Origin of the sequence: Streptomyces sp. NPDC046931 (genome assembly GCF_040644655.1) — a bacterium.
Taxonomy (GTDB): domain Bacteria; phylum Actinomycetota; class Actinomycetes; order Streptomycetales; family Streptomycetaceae; genus Streptomyces.
Genome location: NZ_JBEYWX010000001.1, coordinates 383280 through 408805, shown reverse-complemented (window position 1 = coordinate 408805; position 25526 = coordinate 383280). Strand labels below are relative to the sequence as shown.

Annotated in this window: 23 protein-coding genes and 1 pseudogene; 13 read left to right on the top strand and 11 right to left on the bottom strand. The window is 71.1% G+C overall.

Features of this window, described 5'->3' with window-relative positions:
* Positions 1–79: 79 nt before the first annotated feature.
* Entirely contained in the window at positions 80–2704 is a 2625-nt protein-coding gene (locus tag ABZ876_RS01825; RefSeq protein WP_361772724.1) for a LuxR C-terminal-related transcriptional regulator, read from the top strand.
* A gap of 136 nt (positions 2705–2840) precedes the next feature.
* Here ABZ876_RS01825 and ABZ876_RS01820 read toward each other — a convergent pair whose 3' ends face one another.
* Positions 2841–4508, bottom strand: coding sequence for a fumarate hydratase (locus ABZ876_RS01820; protein ID WP_361772721.1), 1668 nt, complete (start codon positions 4506–4508; stop codon positions 2841–2843).
* Between the two features lie 212 nt (positions 4509–4720).
* On the opposite strand from ABZ876_RS01820, the gene ABZ876_RS01815 reads away from it, so the two are divergent.
* Both ABZ876_RS01815 and ABZ876_RS01810 read left to right on the top strand, forming a co-directional pair.
* On the top strand, positions 4721–5407 hold the full coding sequence (locus ABZ876_RS01815) for a DUF1707 domain-containing protein (protein WP_361772718.1): 687 nt from the start codon (positions 4721–4723) through the stop codon (positions 5405–5407).
* Positions 5408–5566: 159 nt separating this feature from the next.
* Positions 5567–5932, top strand: coding sequence for a WhiB family transcriptional regulator (locus ABZ876_RS01810; protein WP_361772715.1), 366 nt, complete (start codon positions 5567–5569; stop codon positions 5930–5932).
* 122 nt (positions 5933–6054) lie between these two features.
* Here the strand turns inward: ABZ876_RS01810 and glpX are convergent, their stop codons facing one another.
* The gene (gene glpX, locus ABZ876_RS01805) at positions 6055–7089 is read right to left on the bottom strand and encodes a class II fructose-bisphosphatase (protein WP_361772712.1); all 1035 of its coding nucleotides are present in this window, start codon (positions 7087–7089) and stop codon (positions 6055–6057) included.
* Positions 7090–7215: 126 nt separating this feature from the next.
* On the opposite strand from glpX, the gene ABZ876_RS01800 reads away from it, so the two are divergent.
* Positions 7216–7737 (top strand): DUF4245 domain-containing protein, encoded by a 522-nt coding sequence (locus ABZ876_RS01800; protein ID WP_361772709.1) that lies wholly within the window; start codon positions 7216–7218, stop codon positions 7735–7737.
* A 136-nt stretch (positions 7738–7873) separates the two neighbouring features.
* On the opposite strand, the gene ABZ876_RS01795 is transcribed toward ABZ876_RS01800, so the two are convergent.
* The 3 genes from ABZ876_RS01795 to xseA form a co-directional block, all read right to left on the bottom strand.
* Positions 7874–8464, bottom strand: a complete 591-nt coding sequence (locus ABZ876_RS01795; protein ID WP_361772707.1) for a malonic semialdehyde reductase — start codon at positions 8462–8464, stop codon at positions 7874–7876.
* A 176-nt stretch (positions 8465–8640) separates the two neighbouring features.
* Complete coding sequence (locus ABZ876_RS01790) at positions 8641–8883, bottom strand: exodeoxyribonuclease VII small subunit (protein WP_361772704.1); 243 nt, start codon at positions 8881–8883, stop codon at positions 8641–8643.
* Between the two features lie 9 nt (positions 8884–8892).
* Positions 8893–10110 (bottom strand): exodeoxyribonuclease VII large subunit, encoded by a 1218-nt coding sequence (gene xseA, locus ABZ876_RS01785; protein WP_361772701.1) that lies wholly within the window; start codon positions 10108–10110, stop codon positions 8893–8895.
* 98 nt (positions 10111–10208) lie between these two features.
* Here xseA and ABZ876_RS01780 point away from each other — a divergent pair, with 98 nt between their 5' ends.
* Together ABZ876_RS01780 and ppgK are read left to right on the top strand one after the other, a co-directional pair.
* A complete protein-coding gene (locus tag ABZ876_RS01780) occupies positions 10209–11204 on the top strand; it encodes a 4-hydroxy-3-methylbut-2-enyl diphosphate reductase (protein ID WP_361772698.1) in 996 nt (331 codons plus the stop codon).
* 89 nt (positions 11205–11293) lie between these two features.
* A complete protein-coding gene (gene ppgK / locus ABZ876_RS01775) occupies positions 11294–12040 on the top strand; it encodes a polyphosphate--glucose phosphotransferase (protein WP_361772695.1) in 747 nt (248 codons plus the stop codon).
* A 125-nt stretch (positions 12041–12165) separates the two neighbouring features.
* Here the strand turns inward: ppgK and ABZ876_RS01770 are convergent, their stop codons facing one another.
* A complete protein-coding gene (locus ABZ876_RS01770) occupies positions 12166–12846 on the bottom strand; it encodes a DUF6542 domain-containing protein (protein ID WP_361772692.1) in 681 nt (226 codons plus the stop codon).
* A 203-nt stretch (positions 12847–13049) separates the two neighbouring features.
* On the opposite strand from ABZ876_RS01770, the gene ychF reads away from it, so the two are divergent.
* Positions 13050–14138: a redox-regulated ATPase YchF gene (gene ychF, locus ABZ876_RS01765; RefSeq protein WP_361772689.1), complete on the top strand. Its 1089-nt coding sequence runs from the start codon at positions 13050–13052 to the stop codon at positions 14136–14138.
* Between the two features lie 93 nt (positions 14139–14231).
* Here ychF and ABZ876_RS01760 read toward each other — a convergent pair whose 3' ends face one another.
* The 5 genes and pseudogenes from ABZ876_RS01760 to ABZ876_RS01740 form a co-directional block, all read right to left on the bottom strand.
* A complete protein-coding gene (locus tag ABZ876_RS01760; protein ID WP_361772686.1) occupies positions 14232–14495 on the bottom strand; it encodes a type II toxin-antitoxin system RelE/ParE family toxin in 264 nt (87 codons plus the stop codon).
* Positions 14488–14757 (bottom strand): type II toxin-antitoxin system Phd/YefM family antitoxin, encoded by a 270-nt coding sequence (locus ABZ876_RS01755; RefSeq protein WP_055621811.1) that lies wholly within the window; start codon positions 14755–14757, stop codon positions 14488–14490. The genes ABZ876_RS01760 and ABZ876_RS01755 overlap by 8 nt, the downstream gene beginning before the upstream one ends.
* A gap of 65 nt (positions 14758–14822) precedes the next feature.
* Positions 14823–15404, bottom strand: a pseudogene (locus ABZ876_RS01750) (Uma2 family endonuclease).
* A gap of 66 nt (positions 15405–15470) precedes the next feature.
* Positions 15471–18113 (bottom strand): amino acid permease, encoded by a 2643-nt coding sequence (locus tag ABZ876_RS01745; RefSeq protein ID WP_361772682.1) that lies wholly within the window; start codon positions 18111–18113, stop codon positions 15471–15473.
* Positions 18114–18598: 485 nt separating this feature from the next.
* Positions 18599–19741, bottom strand: a complete 1143-nt coding sequence (locus ABZ876_RS01740; RefSeq protein ID WP_361772679.1) for a pyridoxal-phosphate dependent enzyme — start codon at positions 19739–19741, stop codon at positions 18599–18601.
* Positions 19742–19900: 159 nt separating this feature from the next.
* Here ABZ876_RS01740 and ABZ876_RS01735 point away from each other — a divergent pair, with 159 nt between their 5' ends.
* The 6 genes from ABZ876_RS01735 (at position 19901) to ABZ876_RS01710 (ending at position 25365) form a co-directional block, all read left to right on the top strand.
* On the top strand, positions 19901–21469 hold the full coding sequence (locus ABZ876_RS01735; protein ID WP_361772676.1) for a S8 family serine peptidase: 1569 nt from the start codon (positions 19901–19903) through the stop codon (positions 21467–21469).
* A 117-nt stretch (positions 21470–21586) separates the two neighbouring features.
* Positions 21587–22765 (top strand): DUF4190 domain-containing protein, encoded by a 1179-nt coding sequence (locus ABZ876_RS01730; protein ID WP_361772673.1) that lies wholly within the window; start codon positions 21587–21589, stop codon positions 22763–22765.
* 147 nt (positions 22766–22912) lie between these two features.
* Positions 22913–23665: a GntR family transcriptional regulator gene (locus tag ABZ876_RS01725; RefSeq protein ID WP_361772670.1), complete on the top strand. Its 753-nt coding sequence runs from the start codon at positions 22913–22915 to the stop codon at positions 23663–23665.
* 464 nt (positions 23666–24129) lie between these two features.
* Complete coding sequence (locus tag ABZ876_RS01720) at positions 24130–24333, top strand: SPOR domain-containing protein (protein WP_361772667.1); 204 nt, start codon at positions 24130–24132, stop codon at positions 24331–24333.
* 30 nt (positions 24334–24363) lie between these two features.
* Positions 24364–24759 carry a (deoxy)nucleoside triphosphate pyrophosphohydrolase gene (locus tag ABZ876_RS01715; RefSeq protein ID WP_361772665.1) on the top strand — a complete coding sequence of 132 codons (396 nt, stop codon included), beginning with the start codon at positions 24364–24366 and terminating at the stop codon, positions 24757–24759.
* Positions 24760–24957: 198 nt separating this feature from the next.
* On the top strand, positions 24958–25365 hold the full coding sequence (locus tag ABZ876_RS01710) for an ATP-binding protein (RefSeq protein ID WP_361772663.1): 408 nt from the start codon (positions 24958–24960) through the stop codon (positions 25363–25365).
* The last annotated feature ends 161 nt before the right edge of the window (positions 25366–25526 follow it).

Below are 25526 nucleotides of genomic sequence, written 5' to 3'. Positions count from 1 at the left end.
CGCCGGTACGGGCGGTCACGAGTAGTTGGCTACTCGAATTGGGCTTCGGGATGGATGTCCTGGTTTGTAGGATCCTTGTGTGGGGGAACCGGGGCGGGAATGGCCGTTGACCGGCCGTACGGAAGAACTGCAGTTCATCGACAGGGCGGGGCGGAGCGGTCGTGGCACGCGGGGCGTGCTGCTCTCGGGAGCGGCCGGGGTGGGCAAGACCCGGCTCGCCCGGGAAGCGGTCGCCGCGGCCGTGCGACGCGGGGCCGTCACCAGATGGGCGACGGGCACGGCTTCGGCGAGGGCACTGCCGCTGGGGGCCTTCGCCGCGTGGACCGAACCCGGCGGCGGGGACGCCTCCTGGACGCTGAACCGGACCCTGGACGCGCTGCTCCACGGCGCGGGGCCGGCGGGAGCGGTGGTCGCGGTGGACGACGCGCACCTGCTCGACGACCTCTCCGCACTGCTGGTGCACCAGTTGGTGCTGCGGCAGGCGGCTGCGGTCGTGATCACGGTGCGGGCCGGCTGCCCGGCACCGGACGCCGTGACGGCACTGTGGAAGGACGGACACCTGGAACGGCTGGAAGTGCAGCCGCTGTCCGAACCGCAGACCGCCGCCGCGCTCGAAGCGGTTCTCGGCGGGCCCGTGGACAGCACCACCGCAGGCCGGCTGTGGAAACTGACCCGGGGCAACGCTCTGATCCTGCGCCATGTGGTCGAGAGCGAGCTGGAGGCGCGCAACCTGCGCTGTGTGCGGGGGACCTGGCGGTGGTCCGGGACGCCGTCCGTCTCACCGGTGCTCGCGGACCTGGTCGCGACGCGCATGGGCGAGCTCTCCGGCCCCCTGAGGGATGTGGTGGATCTGCTCGCACTCGGTGAGCCCTTCGACATCGAGCTCCTCGTTCAATTGGCGGACGCGGCGGCGATCGAGGAGGCCGAGGCACGGGGGCTGGTGACAGTGGAACAGGCGGGAGACACCCTTTGGGCAGGGCTCGCCCACCCCCTCTACGGTGAGGCGCGCCGCGCGGCCCTCGGCACCCTGCGCGCGCGCCGGCTGCGCGGCCGGATGGCCATGGCGCTGGCCGACCACCCCGAACACCACGGCGACAACACGCTGCGCCGGGCCGTGCTCGCCGTGGACTCGGACCTGCCGCCGGATCCGGCGCTCTTCACCGAGGCGGCCGCGCATGCCGCGCTTCTCATGGACATGCCGCTGGTCGAACGGCTGGCCAGGAGGGCGGTCGCCGCCGGCGCCGGGTTCGAGGCGCAGCTGCTGGTCACGACCGCCCTCGCCGCCACCACCCGCCACGAGGACGTCAAGGACGAGCTGGCCGTGCTCACCGCCATGGCCGTCACGGATGCCGAACTCGTACGGGCGACCCTCGTCAGAGTGCCGGCCCTGGCCTATGTGACGAGCGGGCCCGCCGAGGCGGAAGCCGTCCTGGGCGAAGCGGAGTCACGCGTCGAGCAGGATGGCTTCAGGCTCCAGTTGACCGCGCTGCGCGCCTACCTCGAGGCGACCCAGGGGCGCCTGGCCCGCGCCGTCGAGTGCGCCACCACGGCACTGGACGCCCCGGACCTGCCGGACGAGCCGGTCATCCTGGCCTCGGTCGGGCTGGTTGCCGCTCTGGGAGTGACGGGCCGCGCCGACGAAATGGCCCCGGCCGCTGCCCGGGGCCGTGAGGCAGCGGCCCGGTCGAGTCAACTCGGTTTCCTTCGCGCACCCCTGACCATGGCTCAGACGACGGGGCTGAGCCTGGCGGGTTACCTACGGGACGCGGAGAACCTCGCGGCCGCGTTCCGGGAAGAGGTCAAGGACCAGGAGTTCGGCAACGAACTCAGCGGTTTCATCATGGGTGATGCCGAACTCGCGCGGGGCCGGGTGGCCGACGCCGCGCGCCGGCTCCGGGAGGCGCTCGTGGGCCTGCGGGAACACGGCAACGCCGGCGGGTTCGTGTACTTCTGCCTGCTGTCGCTGACCCGCGCCCTGGCCCTGACCGGTGACCTGCCGCGCGCCCGAAGCTCCCTGGCCGAGCTGGAGGCCGAGCGGAGCCCGTCGTTCGCCGTCCTCGATCCCGAACTCGCCCTCGTACGGGCATGGGTGACGGCAGTCGAGGGGGCGCTCAGCGATGCGATCACCCTGGCCCACGAGGGAGCCGACGGCGCGGCCCGGCGCGGCCAGTACGCGCACGAGGTACTGGCTCTGCAGACCGCGGTCTGCCTGGGGGACGCCTCGGTCGCCGGGCGGCTGGCCGAGCTGGCCGGCCGGGTCGACGGCCCGCGGGTGCGGGCTGCCGCCGCCCATGCGGCCGCGCTGAGCTCCGGAGACGGCGAGGGGCTGCGCGCCGTCTCGGTCCGATGGGAGGAGACGGGCGACCTGCTGTCCGCCGCGGATGCCGCCGCACAGTCCGCGAGCACGCATCTGCGCCGCGGAGAGCGAGCCCCGGCCCATGCCGCCGCCGCCCGGGCCCACCGGCTCGCTCAGGCGTGCCAGGGGGTCCGTACGCCCGCGCTGCTGGAGGCGGCCCGGCCCGTGCCGCTGACCCGGCGGGAGCGCGAGATAGCGGTCCTGGTGGCCCGTGGCCTGACCAACCAGCAGATCGCCGACCGGTTGATCGTGTCCGTACGCACGGTGGAAGGCCACCTCTACCGGATCGGCAACAAACTCGGCATCACCAACAGGAGGGAGCTGGCCGCGCTGCTCCTGGACGGCTGATTCCCTGTTCGTACGACGGCACCACTCGGCCCGTCCGGCGTGGCGGAGGGGGCGGCGTGGCGGAGGGGGGCGGTGGGGACGCATTATCCGTCGGCGGCTCCGCCGCGGGCCGTCCCCCGCCGGCCCCCCGAAGACGCTACGCCAGCCCCGGACCGCGCACCGGGATGCTGGTGAACGTCGGCTGGGGCGCGGGGTCCTTGAAGAAGTCGTTGCCCTTGTCGTCCACCACGATGAACGCCGGGAAGTCCTCGACCTCGATCTTCCAGACGGCCTCCATGCCGAGCTCCTCGTACTCGACGACCTCGACCTTCTTGATGCAGTCCTGGGCGAGGCGGGCGGCGGGGCCGCCGATGGAGCCGAGGTAGAAGCCGCCGTGCGCCGCGCACGCGTCCGTGACCTGCTTGCTGCGGTTGCCCTTGGCGAGCATCACCTTGGAGCCGCCCGCCGCCTGGAACTGCTCCACGTAGGAGTCCATGCGGCCGGCCGTCGTCGGACCGAACGAGCCGGACGCGTAGCCCTCGGGGGTCTTGGCCGGGCCGGCGTAGTAGACCGGGTGGTCCTTCAGGTACTGCGGCATCTCCTCGCCGCGGTCCAGCCGCTCCTTGATCTTGGCGTGGGCGATGTCGCGCGCCACGACCAGTGGCCCGGACAGCGACAGTCGCGTTTTCACCGGGTACTTGGTCAGCTCCGCGAGGATGTCGTCCATCGGCTGGTTGAGGTCGATGCGGACCACGTCACCGTCCTGCTCCAGGTGCTCGTCCGTGGTCTCCGGCAGGAAGCGCGCCGGGTCCGTCTCCAGCTGCTCCAGGAACACGCCCTCGGCCGTGATCTTGGCGACCGCCTGCCGGTCGGCCGAGCAGGAGACCGCGATGGCCACCGGGCAGGAGGCGCCGTGGCGCGGCAGGCGCACCACGCGCACGTCGTGGCAGAAGTACTTGCCGCCGAACTGCGCGCCGATCCCGATCTTCTGCGTCAGCTCGAAGACCTTCTCCTCCAGCTCCTTGTCACGGAAGCCGTGCCCCAGCTCGGAGCCCTCGGTCGGCAGCTCGTCCAGGTAGTGCGCGGAGGCGTACTTGGCGGTCTTGAGCGCGTACTCGGCGCTCGTGCCGCCCACGACGATCGCCAGGTGGTACGGCGGGCAGGCGGCCGTGCCCAGCGAGCGGATCTTCTCCTCCAGGAACTTCATCATGGAGGCCTCGTTCAGGACGGCCTTCGTCTCCTGGTAGAGGAAGGACTTGTTGGCGCTGCCGCCGCCCTTCGCCATGAACAGGAACTTGTAGGCGCCGCCGTCCGTCGCGTACAGCTCGATCTGGGCGGGGAGGTTGGAGCCGGTGTTCTTCTCCTCCCACATGGTCAGCGGAGCCATCTGCGAGTAGCGCAGGTTGAGCTTGGTGTAGGCGTCGTAGATGCCGTGGGAGAGGGCCTTCTCGTCCTCGCCCCCGGTGAGGACGTTCTGCCCGCGCTTGCCCATGACGATCGCCGTGCCGGTGTCCTGGCACATGGGGAGCACGCCGGCCGCCGCGATGTTCGCGTTCTTCAGCAGGTCCAGGGCCACGAACTTGTCGTTCGCCGAGGCCTCCGGGTCGTCGATGATGCGCCGCAGCTGGGCCAAGTGGGCGGGCCGCAGGTAGTGCTGGATGTCGTGGATCGCCTCTGCGGCGAGCTTGCGCAGTGCCTCGGGCTCGACCTTGAGGAACGTACGCCCGTCGGCCTCGAAGGTGGAGACACCCTCGGAGGTCACCAGCCGGTAGGGGGTGGTGTCCTCGCCCTGGGGCAGCAGATCGGTGTACGCGAACTCAGGCATCTCAGCCCATTCCTCACTCGACGATGGTGCCCGCCGCCGTTGGCGGGCGCCAACCAGCGTAGAACCTGCCGTCGGGGACGAAGCTGTGAGGTAAGGCTCAGTTCGGGCGACGGCCCGGGTTCCCGGTGCGGGCGCCCGCCGGACCGTAACGGTTTTCCACAGGTCGCGACTGGGGGTAGTCGCGATCTATCGCGTTTGGGTACGCTGCTGCCGTGGACCTTCAGAAGCAGACCGGAGCCCGCGTCGCCGAGCTGCGCGCCTCGGACGCCGACCGTGACCGCATCGCCGACATGCTGCGCGACGCCCTCGCCGAGGGCCGCCTGACCGCGGAGGAGCACGCCGAGCGCGTCGAGGGCGTGCTGAACGCCAAGACGGTCGGCGAGCTGGAGGTCTTCATCCGGGACCTGCCCGCCGCCCACCAGGGGCGCCCGGGCGCCGTGCACGGCTATGCGCCGAACCGCCCGGCGGCCGGCGCCGTTCCGCCCGAGGCCGACGAGAACGTGGTGGCGGTCTTCAGTGCGTCCGTGCGCAAGGGCCGCTGGCGTGCCGGGCGCCGGCTGCATGTGTACTCGGTCTTCGGCAGTGTGGTGATCGACCTCAGTGAGGCGATCTTCGAGTACCAGCAGGTCGTGATCAAGGCCGTCTCGATCTTCGGAGACGTCCAGATCCGCGTACCGGAGAACGTGTCGCTGCGCGGCACCGGCGGCGGGGTCCTCGGCAACTTCGAGGTGCAGACGCTGGACTCGGAGGAGCCGCAGGCGCCCGTCGTCTACGTCGACGGCTGGGCCGTCCTGGGCAACGTGGAGGCGCGGCCCAAGCGGGGCAAGCTGGTCGCGGACATCCTCGACCGGGTGTCGGGCAAGGTGGACCGGACTCTGCGAAAACACCTGGACCGCTGACGGGTGGGAACCTGACGCTTCGGTACGGGCCTCCCGTACCGATGGCCTCAGCAGCCACTGGAATGTCAGCGGTTGGGAACTCAGTGCATAGGCGCGCGCACAGCGGGTAGGCCTTGCTGCATCGTCTCTCGCTCGCGAAGCCGTCGTCAGGAGTAGACCGTGCTGCAACCGCCGCATTCGTCCCTGCAGGTCGCTGACGTTCCGCCTCAGCGGGTGCCAGACAGGGATCAGGACGCCCCGTGGCACACGGAGGCGGTGTGCCGGCGTGACGAGGCCGGCTTGTTCTTCGCTCCGTCCAAGGAGCCCACCGCGGCCCGGCTGTCCCGCGAGGAGGCGGCCAAGCGCGTCTGCGCGCGTTGCCCGGTGATGGTCGAGTGCCGGGAGCACGCGCTGTTGCAGCCCGAGCCGTACGGGGTGTGGGGCGGTCTGACCGCCGCCGAGCGCCGTGTGGTGCTGGCCCGGCGCCGCCGCCGCGAGATGGAGCTGAAGAAGGCCGCACGGGGGACGATAGCGGCGGCCGGCTGAGGACGCGCAACGGATAAAGGGGCGCCCTCTCCGCACCGAGGGCGCCCCCGGTCAGGGGCGGGCGGGTCCCGGACGGGGTCCCGCCTGCTGTGCGCGACCGGACTGCTTCCGCGGCCGGACTCCTACTTCGCGCGGTCGAAGTCGATCGCGCTGTACGCGCGCAGCTTGCTCAGCCGGTGCACCGAGTCGATCCGGCGGACCGTGCCCGACTTCGAGCGCATGACGATCGAGTCGGTGGTGGCCGTCTCCGAGCGGTAGCGCACGCCGCGCAGCAGCTCGCCGTCCGTGATGCCGGTGGCGACGAAGAAGACGTTCTCGCCGGAGACCAGATCGTCCGTGGTCAGCACCCGGTCGAGGTCGTGGCCCGCGTCCAGGGCCCGCTGCCGCTCCTCGTCGTCCTTGGGCCACAGCTTGCCCTGGATGGTGCCGCCCAGGCACTTCACGGCGCACGCGGAGATGATGCCCTCCGGGGTGCCGCCGACGCCGAGCAGCAGATCGATGCCGGTTCCCTCGCGCAGCGCCAGGATCGAGCCGGCGACGTCGCCGTCCGAGATCAGCTTGATGCGCGCACCGGTCTCCCGGATCTCCTTGATGAGGCCCTCGTGGCGCGGCCGGTCGAGGATGACGACGGTGACGTCCTCGGGTGTGGAGTTCTTGGCTTTGGCGACCCGGCGGATGTTCACCGAGACCGGGGCGTTGATGTCGACGAAGTCGGCCGCCTCGGGACCGGTGACCAGCTTGTCCATGTAGAAGACGGCGGACGGGTCGAACATCGTGCCGCGGTCGGCGGCGGCGAGCACCGCGATCGCGTTCGGCATGCCCTTCGCCGTGAGCGTGGTGCCGTCGATCGGGTCCACGGCGATGTCGCACTCCGGGCCGGTCCCGTCGCCGACCCGCTCCCCGTTGAAGAGCATCGGGGCCTCGTCCTTCTCCCCTTCGCCGATGACGACGACGCCGTTCATCGACACGGTGGAGACGAGGGTCCGCATGGCGCGTACCGCCGCGCCGTCGGCGCCGTTCTTGTCGCCGCGGCCGACCCAGCGGCCCGCGGCCATGGCGGCGGCCTCGGTGACCCGGACGAGTTCCAGGGCGAGGTTACGGTCCGGGGCCTCGGAGGGAACTTCGAGCTCGGACGGCAAGTGATGATTCTCGGTCATCGGAGCGCACCTTTCTGATACGACGACGGCCGGATGAGGGTGATGTCCCCGACTCTATCGTTAGGCAGACGAAATGAGCAGGGGGCCCAACGGATGAGCAGACCCTGTACCTGCGACGATAGGGGCGTGGCAGGTACGAAAGGCAAGCAGCACACGGTCCGGGACATGGTCCTCTCCCTGGCCCTCATCGGGCTGATGGCGGGCGTCATCTATCTCTTCATCCCCCATGACGACCACGCTCCCGATCTCAAGCGGGTGGACTACCGCGTCGAACTGCTCACGGCACGCCGCTCCGCGGCCTACCCGGTGGCGGCGCCCGAGGGCCTGGCCGGCTCCTGGAAGGCCACCTCGGTGCGCTTCCAGGGCGAGCCCTACGACGCCTGGCATCTCGGCTTCCAGGACCCCGAAGGCCAGTACGTGGCCATCGAGCAGTCGACTCAGCGGGCGGCCGCGTTCATCGACGACGCCAGCCAGGGCGCGCACGAGACCAAGGCCACGCAGAACATCGGCGGGCAGACCTGGCAGCGCTACACGGGCGGCCGCTACGACGCGCTCGTCCTCCGCGGCAAGGGTTCCACGACCGTGGTGACCGGCACGGCGCCGTTCGCCCAGCTGACGAAGATGGCGGAGGCGCTGAGGACGGGGTGAGCCCCCGGGTTCGTTCGAACCCGGCAGGAGACCGCGTCTTCGTGGTCTTGGTGGTCTTCGTGGTCTTCGTTCCGGCACATGGGTTAAGGGCCCCCGGCGCCGTTGACGGGGGCCCTTACCCATGTGCCGGACGGGGTCAGACCGTGGTGACGACCTGGTCGAAGTCCAGGCGCGGGGAGCGCGGGTGCCAGGCGTCGTCGCCCGGCTTGCCGATGTTGACGACCATCAGCGGGGTGTGGTCGTCGTCCAGGAACTCCTTGCGGACGCCCTCGAAGTCCATGCCCGTCATCGGGCCGGCGGCGAGACCGGCGGCGCGGACGCCGACGATGAAGTACGCGGCCTGGAGGGCGGCGTTGAGCAGGGCGCTGTTCTCGCGCACCGAGCGGTCGCCGAAGAAGGCGTCCTTGGCCTGGGGGAAGTGCGGGAAGAGGTGGGGAAGTTCCTCGTGGAACTCGTTGTCCGCCGAGAGGATCGCGACCAGCGGGGCGGCGGCCGTCTTGGCCTGGTTGCCCTCGGCCAGGTGCCGGACGAGACGCTCGCGGGCCTCGGCGGAGCGGACCAGGGTGATGCGCAGCGGCGACTGGTTCATGGACGTCGGGCCGTACTTGACCAGGTCGTAGATCGCCTGGACCTGCTCGTCGGTCACCTGCTCGTCGGTGAAGGTGTTGGCCGTGCGGGCCTCACGGAACAGCAGGTCCTGGGCGGCGGGGTCGAGAGTGAGGGACATAAAGGGACTTTCTCACGATGGCACTGGATCCCGAGGGATCGGCTTGCGGCATCGACAGTAGGCCCGAAGAGGTTCAACGTTCAACCAAGCCGTGCCCGAGGTGACCGTCTTCACAGGTCACCGTCGCTTGACGAAGGCGCCGCGAGACCACCGGGGGCCGGGGGCCCGCAACCGGTTCATCCGGCCGTCTCCGCGTCCCCGTCCTCCGCCTCCGCGCGCTCCTCGGCCAGCGCGGCGTCCAGCCGCCTGCGGGCGCCCTCCAGCCAGGTGCGGCACACCTCGGCCAGCTCCTCGCCCCGCTCCCACAGCGCCAGGGACTCCTCGAGCGTCGTGCCCCCGGCCTCCAGACGCCGTACGACCTCGATCAACTCGTCCCGCGCCTGCTCGTACCCGAGTACCTCGTCCGTCTTGCTGGTCATGCGCCCACCCTAAGATCCCTGGTCGTCGGTCCGTACCGTGAACTCGCCCTCGGCGACCCGCGCCCGCAGCGCCTCGCCCGCCGCCACGTCGTCCGGCGACCGGACCACGTGCCCGTCGGCCTTCTGGAGCACCGCGTACCCACGCCGGAGCGTCGCTGCCGGCGACAGTGCCACCACGCGCGCGTGCGTGTGCGTCAGCTCCGAGTCGGCGCGATCGAGCAGATGCCTCAGTGTTCGCCGGCTGCGGTCGACCAGCGAGGCGACCTGATCGGCCCGCTCGTCGACCATGCGGTGCGGGTCCTCCATGCAGGGCCGGGCCAGCGCGTGCGCGAGCCCCCGCTCCTCGCGCTCGACGAGCGCCACCGCACACCGCCGCGCCCGGTCCCGCAGCTCCCGCACCCGCTGGAGCTCCTCGCCGACGTCCGGCACGACCTTCTTCGCCGCGTCGGTCGGGGTGGAGGCACGCAGGTCGGCGACGTGGTCGAGCAGCGGATTGTCCGGCTCGTGGCCGATGGCCGACACCACGGGCGTACGGCAGCCCGCCACCGCACGGACCAGCTGCTCGTCGGAGAACGGCAGCAGATCCTCCACGCTGCCGCCACCGCGCGCCACGATGATCACATCGACGTCCTCGAGCGCGTCCAGCTCCTTCACGGCCTGGACGACCTGGGGCACGGCGTGCACCCCCTGCACGGCCACGTTGCGCACCTCGAAGCGGACGGCCGGCCAGCGGTGCCGCGCGTTCTCCAGCACGTCACGCTCGGCCGCCGAGGCCCGGCCGCAGACGAGCCCGATGAGCTGCGGCAGGAACGGCAGCGGCTTCTTGCGCTCGGGAGCGAAGAGGCCCTCGGCGGCCAGGGACTTCTTCAGCTGTTCCAGCCGCGCCAGCAGCTCGCCGACGCCCACGGGCCGTATCTCGGCGGCGCGCAGCGACAGCTGCCCCCTCGGCGCGTACCACTCCGGTTTGGCGTGGACGACCACCCGGGCGCCCTCGCGCACCACATCGGCGACCGCGTCGAACACCTGGCGGTAGCAGGTGACGGCGACGGAGATGTCGTATGACGGATCGCGCAGCGTGAGGAAGACGACGCCGGCACCGGGCCGCCGCGACAGCTGGGTGATCTGCCCCTCGACCCAGACGGCCCCGAGCCGGTCGATCCACCCCCCGATGAGCCGCGAGACCTCGCCGACCGGCAGCGGGGACTCCGCGGACGTGTTCACAGCCATGCGCCGAGCGTAACGGCAGGGTCCGACAACGCAGACCGGCACAGCCTCTCCTCGGGGAGCCGATCTACGACCCCCGGTGCGGCCTTACGATGGTGCCCATGACCGCTTCGTCTGGCCGCCGTGTCCTGCTCGCCGCCCCCCGGGGCTACTGCGCGGGTGTCGACCGTGCCGTGATCGCCGTCGAGAAGGCCCTGGAGCAGTACGGGGCCCCGATCTACGTCCGCCACGAGATCGTCCACAACAAGTACGTCGTGCAGACCCTGGAGAAGAAGGGCGCGATCTTCGTCGAGCAGACGGAGGAGGTGCCGCCGGGCAGCATCGTCATGTTCTCGGCGCACGGCGTCGCCCCCACGGTCCACGAAGAGGCCAGGCGAGGCCGGCTCGCCACCATCGACGCGACCTGCCCCCTGGTCACCAAGGTCCACAAGGAGGCGGTCCGCTTCGCCGATGAGGATTTCGACATCCTCCTGATCGGGCATGAGGGCCACGAAGAGGTCATCGGCACCTCCGGTGAGGCCCCGGACCACATCCAGCTCGTGGACGGCCCCGAGGACGTCGCGAACGTCGAGGTGCGCGACCCCTCCAAGGTCGTCTGGCTCTCCCAGACCACCCTGTCCGTCGACGAGACCATGGAGACGGTCGACGCCCTGAAGGAGAAGTTCCCGCAGCTGCTCTCCCCGCCGAGCGACGACATCTGCTACGCCACGCAGAACCGCCAGCTCGCGGTGAAGCAGATGGGCGCCGAGGCGGACCTGGTGATCGTGGTCGGCTCCCGGAACTCCTCGAACTCCAAGCGGCTGGTCGAGGTCGCCAAGATCGCGGGCGCGCGCGAGGCGTACCTGGTGGACTTCGCCGACGAGATCGACGAGGCATGGCTGGAGGGCGTCTCCACGGTCGGCGTGACCTCGGGCGCCTCCGTTCCCGAGGTCCTGGTGGAGCAGGTCCTGGAGTGGCTCGCACAGCGCGGCTTCGAGGACGTCGAGATCGTCAAGGCGGCCGAGGAGTCCATCACCTTCTCGCTGCCCAAGGAGCTCCGCCGCGACCTGCGCGAGGAGGCGGCGGCCCTGGTGGAGAAGCGCACCGGCGAGCAGTGACGGTGCCCCGCGCCCCACGGCACGGGGCGGGCGAGGAGCGGGTACGGTCCGGGAAGAGACCGCCGGGCGCAGGACGTACCGTGGTGCCCATGCAGATCTTCGGCGTGGACATCGGTGGATCCGGAATCAAGGGCGCTCCCGTGGACCTGGACCGGGGCGAGCTCGTGCAGGAGCGCTTCAAGGTGCTCACGCCGCATCCCGCGACGCCCGAGTCGGTGGCGGACGGGGTGAAGGAGGTCGTCGGGCACTTCGGCTGGACCGGCCCGGTCGGCATCACGTTCCCCGGAGTGGTCACCGGGGGCTCGACCATCCGCACGGCGGCCAACGTCGACAAGAGCTGGATCGACACCGACGCGCGCGCCCTGTTCGGCGAGCGGCTGGGCGGCCTGCCCGTGACCTTGCTGAACGACGCGGACGCGGCCGGTGTGGCCGAGATGCGGTTCGGCGCGGGCCGTGACCGCCGGGGCACGGTCATCATGCTCACGCTCGGCACCGGCATCGGCAGCGCCCTGTTCACCGACGGCGCGCTCGTCCCGAACACCGAGCTGGGCCACCTCGAGCTGAACGGTCACGACGCGGAGAAACGTGCCTCCACCAAGGCCAAGGAGGACCACGAACTGTCATGGGAACAGTGGGCGAACCGGGTGCAGAAGTACCTCGCCCATGTGGAGATGCTGTTCTCCCCGGAGCTGTTCGTCATCGGCGGCGGCGTCAGCCGCAAGTCTCACAAGTTCCTTCCGCTGATCAAGGGCATCGCGGCGGAGATCGTCCCGGCGCAGTTGCAGAACAACGCGGGAATCGTGGGCGCGGCCATGAGGGCGGCGGACGCGAGGTAGCGGCTGGCGCGGGGGAGGGCCGCGGCGGCCGTACGAGCCCGGGCCGCCCGGTCCCGCGGCCCGGCGGCCCACCCGCGTGCCCCACGTGTCCGCACGGGCGCCGTGGTGCACACGCACCGTGCCGGTCAGCCCGGCCGTCGGCGCTGGGCGACCCGTCGGCGCATCATGCGCAGTCGGCGTACGGTCGCGATCACACCCGCGACGAGCGTGCCGCCGTAGAGCCAGCCCGCCTGGGTGGCGAGCGTGGTGACCAGGGCCACCAGGAGCCCGCCGAGTCCGCCGGTGCCGTCCGCCAGGGGCAGCAGGCCGGTGGTGAAGGCGATCGGCACCACGACCGGCGCGATCACCAGGTCACCGCCCCGCACCCACAGCGCGGTCAGCGCGCACACCGGCAGGAACAGCACGCCGTACGCGGTCAGGGACGAGCCGAACAGCAACTGGTCCAGACACCCGAGCACGAGCATCACGGCCCCGCAGAACAGCCCCCCGCCGAGGCCGGTGAGGCGGGGGCCGGGCAGCCGCCGTAGCGCCTGGCCGACCAGGGGCGCCTTCCGGCGCGCGGCCCCGGGGCGCCGCCGGGGCCCACCGGGGCCTCTGCCGGACGGCCGGGCTCCGGTGACCCGGCCGCGCCCGCCCGGCCGCAAGGGCCCGTCGGCCGTCTCGCGCCGGCCGGGAACGCCGGGAGGCGCGGGGCGGGCAGCCGTGCCGGACCGGGCCGGCACGGCTCCACCCCGTCTGCCCTGCGGGGGAAGGGGTGCGCTGCGTCGCGGTCCGTGGTGCTGGGGTCGCGTCCTGTGTTGCTCCACTGGACCAACTTAGGTCGGTTTATGTGCGGAATGACCTCTCAGACACGCCGTTGTCACGAGCTTGGCCAAGCGTTCGACAGGCCATCGGGGTGGGGTCCGGCACGCCGTAGACTGGTGGATCGGCCCGCACACACTCCTGACGGACCCGGGCCCCCACCGCCCAGTCCAGTCCAGTTCCACTCTCACGTACGGGAAGTCGCAACGTGTCGCTCACGATCGGAATCGTCGGTCTGCCCAACGTCGGCAAATCGACCCTGTTCAACGCCCTGACCAAGAACGACGTGCTGGCGGCCAACTACCCGTTCGCCACGATCGAGCCGAACGTCGGTGTCGTGGGTGTCCCGGACGCCCGGCTCGCCAAGCTGGCCGGGATCTTCAAGTCGGAGCGGATGCTCCCGGCGACCGTCGACTTCGTCGACATCGCGGGCATCGTGCGCGGGGCGAGCGAGGGCGAGGGCCTCGGCAACAAGTTCCTCGCCAACATCCGCGAGTCGGATGCGATCTGCCAGGTCATCCGAGCCTTCAAGGACGAGAACGTCGTACACGTGGACGGCAAGGTCTCGCCGAAGGACGACATCGAGACCATCAACACCGAGCTGATCCTCGCGGACCTCCAGACGATCGAGAAGGTCCTGCCGCGGCTCCAGAAGGAGTCGCGTATCAAGAAGGACGTCGCCCCGAAGGTGAAGGCCGTCGAGGAGGCCAAGGAGATCCTGGAGAAGGGCGACACGCTCTTCGCGCACGGCATCGTCCAGGGCACCGAGCGCAACGAGCTGCTCCACGACCTGCACCTGCTCACCACCAAGCCGTTCCTCTACGTCTTCAACGTCGACGAGGACGAGCTGATGGACGACGCCTTCAAGGACGACCAGCGCGCGCTGGTCGCCCCCGCGGAGGCGATCTTCCTGAACGCCAAGCTCGAGGCGGACCTCGCCGAGCTGGACGAGGACGAGGCCCTGGAGCTCCTCGAGTCGGTCGGCCAGCACGAGCCGGGCCTCGCGACCCTGGCGCGCGTCGGCTTCGACACCCTGGGTCTGCAGACCTACCTCACGGCGGGCCCGAAGGAGTCCCGCGCCTGGACCATCAAGAAGGGCGCCACGGCCCCCGAGGCGGCCGGTGTCATCCACACCGACTTCCAGAAGGGCTTCATCAAGGCGGAGGTCATCTCCTTCGAGGACCTGGTCGCGGCCGGCTCCGTGCCCGACGCCCGCGCCGCGGGCAAGGCGCGCATGGAGGGCAAGGACTATGTGATGCAGGACGGGGACGTGGTGGAGTTCCGCTTCAACGTGTAGTGATCGCCTGCAGGCCAGAAGGGGTTGGCTCCACCAGGGGCCGGCCCCTTCGCCGTCACCGTGCTGGATGTTCTGACGCCGGATCAGCCCGCATCAGGTGTCGTGGACGGTGGAGCGGCGTCCGACGTGCACGACCCACACCACCAGTTCTCCGTTGTCGATCGTGCAGACGACGCGGTAGTCGCCGACCCGTAGGCGACGGCGTTCTGGCTGCGATACGAGCGCCGTGGTGTTGAACCCGAAGGGGTCGCCCTCCAGCTCGGTCAGCTTGGCCAGGATGCGCAGCGCCGTGTCGCGGGGGATTTTGCGAAGCTCGGCCTGCGCCTCGGGGCGGAAGACGGTTCGGTACTCACTCACCGCGCGCCAGCGTCTCCCTCATGATGTCCTCGATCGGGATGCCGGGTGCCGGGTTGGCCATGCGCTCGTCGATGATCCGGTTGATCTCGCGCTCTTCCCACTCCTGGTACTTGCGCAGCACCTCGATGGAGACGACGGCGGCTACTTCCTTGCCCCGGCGCGTGATCACTGTGGGTACGTCGTCGCGATCGGCGCGCTCCACGACCTCGGCCAGGTGTGCGCGTACGTCACGGATGGACTCTGTGGGCAGCGGCTGCGTCATGCGCCCAAAAGTACCGAGTGTCCCATGTGTACACAATGCGACGCCGTCCCGCCCGATGCCGACGGTCAGCCCCTTCGAGGCGGAGCGAGCTTGTCCAGGTCGAGGCTGATCTCGAAGGGCACCGGACGCTGAAGCGAGCCACGGAAGATGCCGGCCGGGGGCGTAGACACGGGTCGGCACGTCCAGCTCGTAGACATGGACGACGGGGGCACCGTCCTCGTCATCGATGCACCAGTAGTGCGGGATGCCGGCCTCCGCGTACTTGCGGAGCTTGACCGTGCGGTCCCGATGCGCGGAGTCAGGGGAGACGACCTCGATCACGAGTCCCACTTCGTCCGGATCGAACCAGGTGCGGTCACCGTCGAAGTCGGCCGTCGTCACCAGGAGATCCGGCTCGGGGCGATTGCGGTCATCGAGCTTTACGGTCATCTCGCGGCCGACCATGACGTCGGCAGGCGCCTGCTCCATCAGGGCGACGGTGAGCATGGTGACGAGGTGGCCGTGCCACCACCTCCGCGGCGGCATCATGAGGACGAGGGCCCCGTGGATCAGCTCGGTGTGTCGGGGTGCCTCGGGAGGCGGTCCAGGTCCTCCGCGCACCAGCCTTCCTCGCGCGGCGGGCGCATCCAGTCGGGCAGTGCGGTCATGATCCAACCGTGGCGACTCGACGAGACCCGGGTCACGAGATGGCGGGCGGGGCGGCCGCCCGCCTTTCACCGGGCCGGGTGGTCCGTGGGCGGGCGGTCCTGGGGCAGGGTCTGCTCGGTCCAGATGGTCTTGCCGGTGGGGGTGTAGCGGGTCCCCCAGCGGTGGGTCATCTGGGCGATGATGAACAGGCCCCGGCCGCCCTCGTCGTCGCTGGCGGCGTGGTGCAGGTTGGGGGCGCTGTGCCCGGCGTCGGAGACCTCGCAGATCAGGGCGCGGTCGCGGATCAGACGTACCTGGATCGGGCCGCCGACGTAGCGGATGGCGTTGGTGACCAGCTCGCTGAGGACCAGCTCGGTGGTGAACGCGAGGTCGTCCAGCCCCCAGTCGCCGAGCTGCTTGCCGACGGTGGTACGGATGACGGCGACCGCCGCCGGGTCCGGGGCCAGCTCCCACTGGACGAACTGCTTCTGGTCGAGCATCCGGGTGCGCGCGAGCAGCAGGGTCGCGTCCTCGTCCACCGGCCCGGGCAGCAGCGTGGCCACCGTCTGGTCGCACAGTTCGCGAAGGGACCGCCGGTGATCGGCGAGGACCCGGGCGAGCTGGGCGATCCCGGCCTCCGGGGTGTCCGCCGACTGGAGGAGGCCGCGCGTGAACAGCGCGATGACGGTGCCCGGGTGCAGCTGGAGTTCGGTGCCCTCGTGGGGCGGTCCGGCCATCCCGAGCGGTGGACCCGGCGGCACCCGTGGAGAGTCGGCGGCTCCGGTGAACGGTTCCACGACCAGCAGCAGCGACTGGCCGGCGCGGGCCAGGCTGCACCGTCCGGAGACGGGGTCGTACACCGCGTACAGGCAGGTCACTCCTCTGGCCTCGTCGGTGTACGCCCTGGCGCGGCCCACCGCCGGTTCGTGCGCGGTCTGCTCGACCAGGCCCTCGAGGCGGGAGAGCAGCTCGTCCGGAGCCAGATCCAGCCGGGCCAGGACCTGGACGCCCGTCCGCAGGCGCCCCATCGTGGCGGCGACCCGCAGGCCCCCGCCGAGGACGTCCCCGACGACCAGGCCGACCCGGGTGCCCGACAACGGGATGACGTCGAACCAGTCACCGCCCACACCGGACCCGCTGTCCGCGGGCAGGTAGCGGCTCTGCACCTCCAGGGCGGTCACCCGGGGCAGGGTGCGCGGGAGCAGGCTCCGCTGGAGTTTCAGGGTCGCGGAGTGTTCCCGGGTGACCACCAGCATCAGCAGGAAGCCGAGCAGCAGGGCGCCCAGGCCCACGACCGTGGCCCCGCCCATGCGTCCGATCAGCGGCAGGTGGACGGATGTCGAGTCGTAGCGTGGGTTCGCGTAGACCTCGAAGGCGGCGTAGAGAAACAGGACGAGCATGATCAGCCCGCCCAGTCCCGGCAGTACGCCCTTGAAGACGAGGTCCCGGGTGCTGTGCGTGAGGACCCTGCGGTAGTACCAGACGCAGGCGAAGCCGGTGAGCCCGTAGTAGAACGTGATGGCGAGGCCGACCGCGTTGATCGAGTCGGCCAGGATGTTCCCGCTGAACAAGGTCAGCAGGACCAGGACGACGATCGAGACCGCTCCCATGCAGACGGTCGACCAGGTCGGTGTGAGGAACCTGCGGTGGACCCGGGCGAGCTGGGAGGGGACGGCCTTGTGGGCCGCCATGGAGAAGACGGTCCGGGCCAGGGGCAGGATGCTGGTCTGGGTGCACGCCACCGCGGAGGTCAGCACCATCAGGATGAGCAGCCTGGACAGGAACAGTCCCGCCCCCTGGCTGCCGAAGACGGCGTCGCCCAGTCCGGACAGCACATCGCCCGCGTGGTCCCGGTTGCCCAGCCCGATGCCCGAGGTGCCGACTCCGGCGAACGACTGCGCCGACGTGGCCACCAGCCCGTAGGTGGCCAGGAGCAGCACGATGGAGGCGATGGCGGCACGTCCGGGGGTGCGCGCGCTGTCCACGGTCTCCTCGTTGACCGAGACGGCGGTGTCCCAGCCCCAGTAGAGGAAGACCGCCGTGACGATGCCCGCGGTCAGCGCCTTCCCCGAGGACACCTCGAAGGGGTTGAACCAGGAGGCGGACACGTGGATGGCCGTCGGGGGAGCGCTGGTGTATGCCCTGACCAGGGCGGTGACCGCGAACAGGATGAGTACCGCGACCTCCAGGCACAGCAGCCAGCGCTGTACGGCGGCCGAGAGCTCGATGCCGACGTAGCCGATCGCGGTCATCAGGGCGATCCAGACGATGCCCGCCACGGTCGTCCACAGCCGGTCGTGCGCCAGCGTCTCGTAGCCCAGCAGCCGGAAGCCGTAGATACCGGCGATCTCGGCCACGTTCGTCATGAACAGGACATCCGCGACGATGATGCCCCAGCCGCCCATCCAGCCGACGCGTGGACCGAAGGCGCGGGTCGCCCAGGTGAAGGCGGTGCCGCAGTCGGCGTTGCTCGCGTTCAGCTCCCGGTAGGCGTACGCGATCAGCAGCATCGGTACGAAGGCCAGGATGGTGATGATCGGGGCCTGGAGTCCGACCCCTGCCACGATCAGGCCCAGGGTGGCGGCGATGCTGTACGCGGGGCCGGCGGAGGCCAGGCCGATGACGACCGAGGAGAGCATGCCGAGGGCGCCGCTCTTGAGCCCCTTCCGGCCCACCCCTGAGCCGGGAGCGGGGCGGCTGGCGGACGTGTCACCGTTCAGGAGCCTCACGCCCGGTTCCCGCTTTGGGCCCGGCCTTTCCGGGACACCGCCGGCCGGCCGGGAGGCCGTCCGGCCTCGTACGGGATCGGGCCACGTGTGCGTGCGTGTGGCATGATCCCTCCAGGTGTGACTGACACCCGACATTGCGGATAGGTCGAGAGTGCGGCACTGTCACCCACACTGCCTCTCATACCCGGGATTAACAACAGAAGTGTTCTTCGCCTGGCTGGGGGACGGGTGGCGGAGACGTCGGGTATGTCATGGATGCCGCCGCCGGCTTCGCGACCGTGCGGCCCGGGTGCGAGGGCGGCCGCGCTCGGGTGGGCCCGGCTCGGGGCCGGGTTGCGGGCAGGCGGGGCCTGTGTCTGCCGTCTGCCGTGACCACCCGTGCGCCCCGGCCCCCGTGGCCCGCCTGTGCCGGGCGGGCTAGGGTCTTTCGTTTGGATCGGGCCGGATCAGACCCCGCGAGCCCGGCGTGATCCAAACGAGAGGCCCTAGGCCCGGGCCGGTCCCGTCTTCAGGCCGGCCCCGCACAGGGGCACCACCACGGGGGCGATTCCTCCGTTCGGGCGGACCCGGGACCGGGGGAGCGACTCGAGCAGTCCCTCCCGTGCCGCCGCCCAGCCGGCCGCCGCCGTCGTCTCGACGTACAGGCCCTGGGACGCCAGGTCCAGCTGGGCGTGGCGGATCCGGTCCTCCGTCACCGTCAGGAAGCGGCCGCCCGAGTCGCGTACCGCGCGCAGGATCTGGCGGGCCCGCGGAGGGCGGGGGATCGCGATGCCCTCGGCGAACGTGGATGCCATGGGGGTGACGCCCACCAGATCCTCGGCGCCCTCCTCCCAGGCGTGCGCCAGCGGCGCGACCGCCGCGGCCTGCACCGCGTACAGGGCCGGCCGGCGGTCGATCAGGCCCGCCGCGAACAGCTCGGCGACGGCCAGGGCCGCGCCCAGCAGCAGGGTGCCGTTGCCGACGGGCAGCACGAGCACGTCCGGGAGCCGGCCCCCGAAGTCCTCCCACAGCTCGTGCACGCACGTCTTGGTGCCGTGCAGGAAGTACGGGTTGAAGGCGTGCGAGGCGTAGAACGCCCCCGGCTCGTCGGCCGCTTGCCTGGCCGCCTGCGCCGCCGCCTCGCGGTCACCGTCGACCACCTGGACCCGCGCCCCGTGCGCGTCGATCTGTTCCAGCTTCTTGGCGGAGGTTCCGTCCGGGACGTACACCGTGCACGGCAGACCGGCCCGGGCGCAGTACGCGGCGATCGACGTGCCCGCGTTGCCGCTGCTGTCGGCGAGCACCTGCCGCGGTCCCAGTCGCAGTGCCAGTTCGGCGAGCAGTACCGCGCCGCGGTCCTTGAAGGACAGCGTCGGCATCAGGAAGTCGAGCTTGGCGCAGATGCCGTCCCTCAGCTCCACGAGCGGTGTACGGCCCTCGCCGAGGCTGACCGTGGGGGCGGCCAGCGGCAGGGTCTCCGCGTACCGCCACAGGGAATTCACCCGCCCTCCCAGGGACTTGAGCGGCGCGGGGGTCGGCGCGAAGTCCAGGTCCAGCGGCCCCCGGCAGACGGGGCAGCACCAGGCGAGCGACTCCGCGGTCACGCGGGTGCCGTCCGCCGGGCAGAAAGAGTCCGGCAACAGTGTCATGCGGCCAGGGTAGTTGTCCGGTTCATAACGGTATGTCATAGTCGCGATTCGGTACCCGTGTTGGGCACGCGCTCGGCGCGCCCGCACCGACGTACGCCTCGCGCACCGCACCACCCACCGAGGCGCCATCAGCGTTCCACCGACGAGGAGGACCCTCGGATGCCAGTGATGCGGCAGGCCCGGCGACGACTGGCCGGGATCGGGACGGCGGCCCTGCTCCTCGGGCTCGCCTCGGCCGCTCCCTCGCACGCGGCGCCCGTTCCCGAGGGAACGGTCCGGTACGCGGGCGCGGCGAACACCGTCCCGGGCAGTTACATCGTCGTCCTCAAGGACGGCGCGCGGGCCGACTCCGACAGCGGCCGGGCCCTTGCCCGGAAGTACGGCTGCATCATCGGGCACACCTATGTCAAGGCGCTCAACGGCTACGCGATCCACGCCACCGCCTCCGCCGCCAAGCGGCTCGCCGCCGACCCGGCGGTCGCCTCCGTCGTGCAGAGCCGCGTCTTCCACATCGAGTCCACCCAGACGAGTCCGCCCTCCTGGGGTCTGGACCGCGTCGACCAGAGGAATCTGCCGCTCGACGGCAGGTACACCTATCCCGACTCGGCGGGCCAGGGCGTGACCGCGTACATCATCGACACCGGCGTCCGCATCACCCACAGCGACTTCGGCGGCCGCGCCTCCTACGGCTACGACGCCGTCGACGACGACAACGTCGCCCAGGACGGCAACGGTCACGGCACCCATGTCTCGGGCACGGTCGCCGGCACCGCGTACGGCGTCGCCAAGAAGGCGAAGATCGTCGCGGTCCGCGTCCTCGACAACTCGGGCTACGGCACCACCGACACGGTCGTCGCGGGCATCGACTGGGTGGCCCGGCACCACAGCGGCCCGTCCGTGGCCAACATGTCCCTCGGCGGTCCCGGCGACCCCGCGCTCGACGCCGCCGTCCGCAACACCATCGCCACGGGCGTCACCTTCGCGGTCGCCGCGGGCAACAGCGACGACGACGCCTCCGGCTACTCACCGGCGCGGGTCGGCGAGGCGCTCACGGTCGGTGCCACCACGCTGAGCGACGCGCGCGCCGGTTACTCCAGCTACGGACCGGCGCTGGACCTCTTCGCGCCGGGCTCCTCGATCAAGTCCACGTGGAACTCCAGCGACACGGCCACGTCCACGCTGTCCGGTACGTCGATGGCGACGCCGCATGTGACGGGGGCGGCGGCCCTCTATCTGGCGGACCACCCGAACGCCACACCCGCGCAGGTCGCCTCCGGGCTGACGAGCGCCGCGGCCACCGGTGTCGTCTCCGGCCCGGGAACCGGCTCTCCCAACCTGCTGCTCCAGACCGCCGCGGGACCGGGAACGCCTCCCACCCCGCCCCAGCCCCGCTTCGTCAACACCACGGACTACCCGATCCGCGACTACTCCGTCGCCGAGTCGCCGATCACGGTCACCGGGGTCCCCGGCAAGGCCCCCTCGGCTCTGGGCGTCGAGGTGCACATCCAGCACACCCACATCGGTGACCTCCAGGTCCGGCTGATCGCGCCGGACGGTGCGGCGTTCCTCCTCAAGCCCTATGGAGCAGGCGGCAGTACGCACGACATCGACACCACGTACACCGTGAACGCCTCGTCGCGGACGGCGAACGGCACATGGAGGCTGAGGGTCGGCGACTACGCGATGTTCGACACGGGGAAGATCGACGCCTGGGCGCTGAAGTTCTGACCTCCGGTCCGGCCCCTTCCCGGGCGCGCCCCCGCCCCGCCCGCCACCCCGGCTCCTCCCGCACCTACCATGCGCGTCGTACATCCGTTCTGCGCATTCGGACGAGGAGCCGCACCCGTGGCCATACCCCCGCCCCCCGGGCCCCAGCAGCCCGGGGGCCCGTACCCGCAGGGTCCCCACCAGCAGCCCTACGGACCCGGGATGCCGTACCGGCCCTGGGGGCAGGGGTACTCCCCGTACAACCGTCCGGCCCCGGTCAACGGGCTCGCGATCACCGCGCTCGTCCTCGGGACCCTCTGCTTCCTGCCGGCCGTCGGGCTGGTGCTCGGACTGATCGCGCTGGCACAGATCAGGCGGCGCGGCGAACGCGGCCGGGGGCTCGCGATCGGCGGCATCGTGATGTCCTCGATCGGGCTCGCCCTGTTTCTGACCGCCTTCGCCACCGGCGGCGCGCACGACTTCTGGGAAGGCGTCAGGGGCGCGGCGCGCGGCGACGGCGTGACGTTCTCGGTGCGCAAGGGCGAGTGCTTCGACGCGCCGGGCGGTTCGCTGGAGGGCGAGGCGTACGACGGCGACAAGGTGCCCTGCTCGGGAAGACACCAGGCCGAGGTCTTCGCGGACTTCGCACTCCCGGGCGGCCGCTTCCCCGGCGACGACACGATCACCGAGACCGCCGACGAAAGGTGCTACGCGCTCCGCAGCACATACGCCATGGACTCCTGGGCGGTCCCCGCCGACGTCGACGTCTACTACTTCACCCCCACCCGGGAGAGCTGGGCCTACGGCGACCGCCGGGTCATCTGCATGTTCGGCAACACCGACGAGGAGGGCACCCTCACCGGCTCACTGCGCCGCGACGCCAGCACCCTCACCGGCGACCAGCTCGCCTATCTGCGCGCGGACGCGGTCCTGTACGGGGCTCTGGACGCCGCTCCGGACGCCGAATACGTCGAGGACGACCTGCCGGGTCACCGGCGCTGGGCGGCACAGGTCGCCACGGCGCTCGCCGGCCAGACCCGGCAGCTGCGCGCCCACTCCTGGCCGGCGGCCGCGCGAGGGCCGGTCGCCGGCCAGGCCTCGGCCCTGGACCGGGCCCGCGAGGAGTGGCGCGGAGCGGCCGCGTCCGCCGACGCCGACACCTTCTACGACCACTACGACCGGGCGAGCGCGCTCCTGGAGGGCCGGGCGGCGGTCACCGCGCGCAAGGCTCTGGGCCTCGCCACGACTCCTCCCTCGCCTGACGCGGACGGCTCCGAAGGCTCCGTGGGGGCCTCGGACGACGGAAAGCAGGTGTGACGGCGGCGATACCGGGCAGGAAGTGCCTGCGTAAAGCCCTTGGGCCGCCCAGGTCATCACATCGAGTGATTCTCTGGCCACTGCTTGCGTGGGACAACCCACGGTTGCCAGGCTGTTGCTGTCTGTACAAGCTGATGGGAGCGGCCAGTGACTTTCGGTGAGCAGCCGGCGTATCTGCGTGTCGCGGGTGATCTCCGTAAGAAGATCGTCGACGGTCTGCTGCCCCCGCACACACGCCTCCCCTCCCAGGCCCGCATCCGCGAGGAGTACGGCGTCTCGGACACGGTCGCGCTGGAGGCGCGCAAGGTCCTGATGGCCGAGGGGCTCGTCGAAGGCCGCTCCGGGTCGGGCACGTATGTCCGGGAGCGGCCGGTGCCGCGCCGGGTGGCCCGCTCGGGATTCCGGCCGGAGAGCGGTGCCACCCCGTTCCGCCAGGAGCAGGCGGACGCCTCCGTGCGCGGCACTTGGGAGTCGCGCAGCGAGCAGAAGGAGGCGAGCGGTGCCATCGCCGAGCGGCTCGGCATCCAGCCGGGCGACCGGGTGATGCGTACGAAGTACCTCTACCGCGAGGCGGGCGAGGCGATGATGCTGTCCACATCGTGGGAGCCCCTCGCGCTGACCGGCCGCACCCCCGTGATGCTCCCCGAGGAGGGGCCGCTCGGCGGCATGGGGGTGGTCGAGCGGATGGCGGCCATCGATGTGATCGTGGACAACGTCACGGAGGAGGTCGGCGCCCGCCCCGGCCTCGCGGAGGAGCTGCTGGCGCTGGGCGGCGTCCCCGGCCATGTCGTGCTGGTCGTCCAGCGGACCTTCTACGCCTCCGACCGCCCGGTGGAGACGGCGGACGTGGTGGTACCGGCGGATCGCTACCGGGTGGCGTACCGCCTGCCGGTGAGGTAACCGGGCGCGCGGCCCCTCGAGGCCCTCCCCCGCCGGCGCCGCGGGCGCATGGTCCGTCCACGCCTCACGCCCCCTCGCGCTCGCGCTCCACGCGTCCCGGCCGGCCGTCCGCGGGAGGGGCACTCGCGCCCGGGTCTTTTCAAGTGCCGCTGCCACAGGGAGAGTTGACCCCGTCGTCCGTTGGAGCAGGGCCGGGTGGCCGGCGCGGTCGCAATCCGGTCGTTTCCTCCTGCCCTCCTGGTCGCGATATGTGAGCGTTCCAGGCTGCTCTGCGTGCGCGCGGGGCGCGTGGGACGGCGCACGCGACGGCGTGCGCCCCCTCCGACATGGCTGGTTGCGTACCTCTTTGTGAAAAGTCGTATTCGCTCCGTGAAGGTTAGGCGTAGGCTCGGGCATATGCGCATTGCGGTTTCCTTGAAGGGCGGAGCGCGGCGCGAGCCGGGGACGGGAAGTGGAGGGACGCAATGAACGACAGCACGGTCACGCTCCCCTGGCTCGTCATCCGGCAGGACGACAACGGCAACCGCTACAGCGTGGGCAGGTACGCCACCCGCGCCGAGGCCCAGAAGATCGTTGACAGCCTCGACGACCGCGGACACAAGCAGCTCTACTGGGTCGAGCGCGTCGGCCAGAGCGGCGGCAGGCGGGCGGAACGGCCCGGAGTGTGAACCGCCGTGCGCTCCCGTAGGCTCCGGCGCATGACAGAACCGATCGTGGTCGTCGGCGCCGCCCTGCTCGGCGACGACCGCCTCCTGGCCGCGCGCCGCAGTGCGCCCCCGGAGCTCGCCGGACGCTGGGAACTGCCCGGCGGCAAGGTCGAACCGGGCGAGACACCCGAGCGCGCCCTCGTGCGCGAGCTGAGGGAGGAGCTGGGGGTCACGGCGGAGCCGGTCGAGCGTGTGCCGGGGGAGTGGCAGCTGAAGCCGGGATACGTTCTGCGGGTCTGGACGGCGCGCCTCCTCGCCGGCCGTCCCGAGCCCCTGGAGGACCACGACGCACTGCGCTGGCTGACCCCCGATGAGATCTGGGACGTGGACTGGCTCGACCAGGACGTGGCGGCGGTCAAGGCCGTGCTGGCCGTATGGAATCGGTGAAACCCGGGCCCGGGCCGGGACCGTCCGCCGGCCGGGGCGATGAGGAAAGGATGACGGGGGCGCCTGATGCTCCAGGGGGCGGCGCCCGATACGCCGTCCACACCACTGCGCACCCTCATGCGCGGTAAGCGCTCCTGATACCGGGTATGGGCTGATTGGGCCCCCGAAACCGGAGAACGATGAGCAGCTGGCCGGGAAGTGATCGGCGTGCTCGACATCGAAGGCACCAGCGCCGAGTGGACGTTCCCCGCAGACCCCGGTGCGGCACGGGCCGCTCGCGCGGCTGTCCGGAGCCAGCTGCGCTCCTGGGCGCTCGACGAGATCGGCGATATCGCCGCGCTGCTGGTCAGCGAGCTGGTGACCAATGCGCTGCGGCACGCCACCGGCCCCATCGGTGTCCGCCTCGTCCCGTCCGACGGCACCGCCCCCTACCTGCTCGTCGAGGTCTCCGACACGCTTCCCGACCCGCCCCGGGCACGCGCGGCCGAACCCGACGCCGAGGACGGCCGCGGCCTCCAACTGGTCGCCCGCTCCTCGCGCCGCTGGGGCACCCGTCCCGCGGACACCGGCAAGACGGTCTGGTTCGAGCTGCCGGTTCCCGGCTGACCTGCTGCGGTTGGGGGGTTCGACCGGGCCTCACCTGGTTAGAAGACTGGGAGTATGGCCCGGCCGGTCCAAAAAACATCGGGACCGTGCTGTGATCGTGAACACCGTGTTGTGCGGCACCGTAGTGCTGGATACTGCGGGCAGCCGCCTCCGGTGACCGG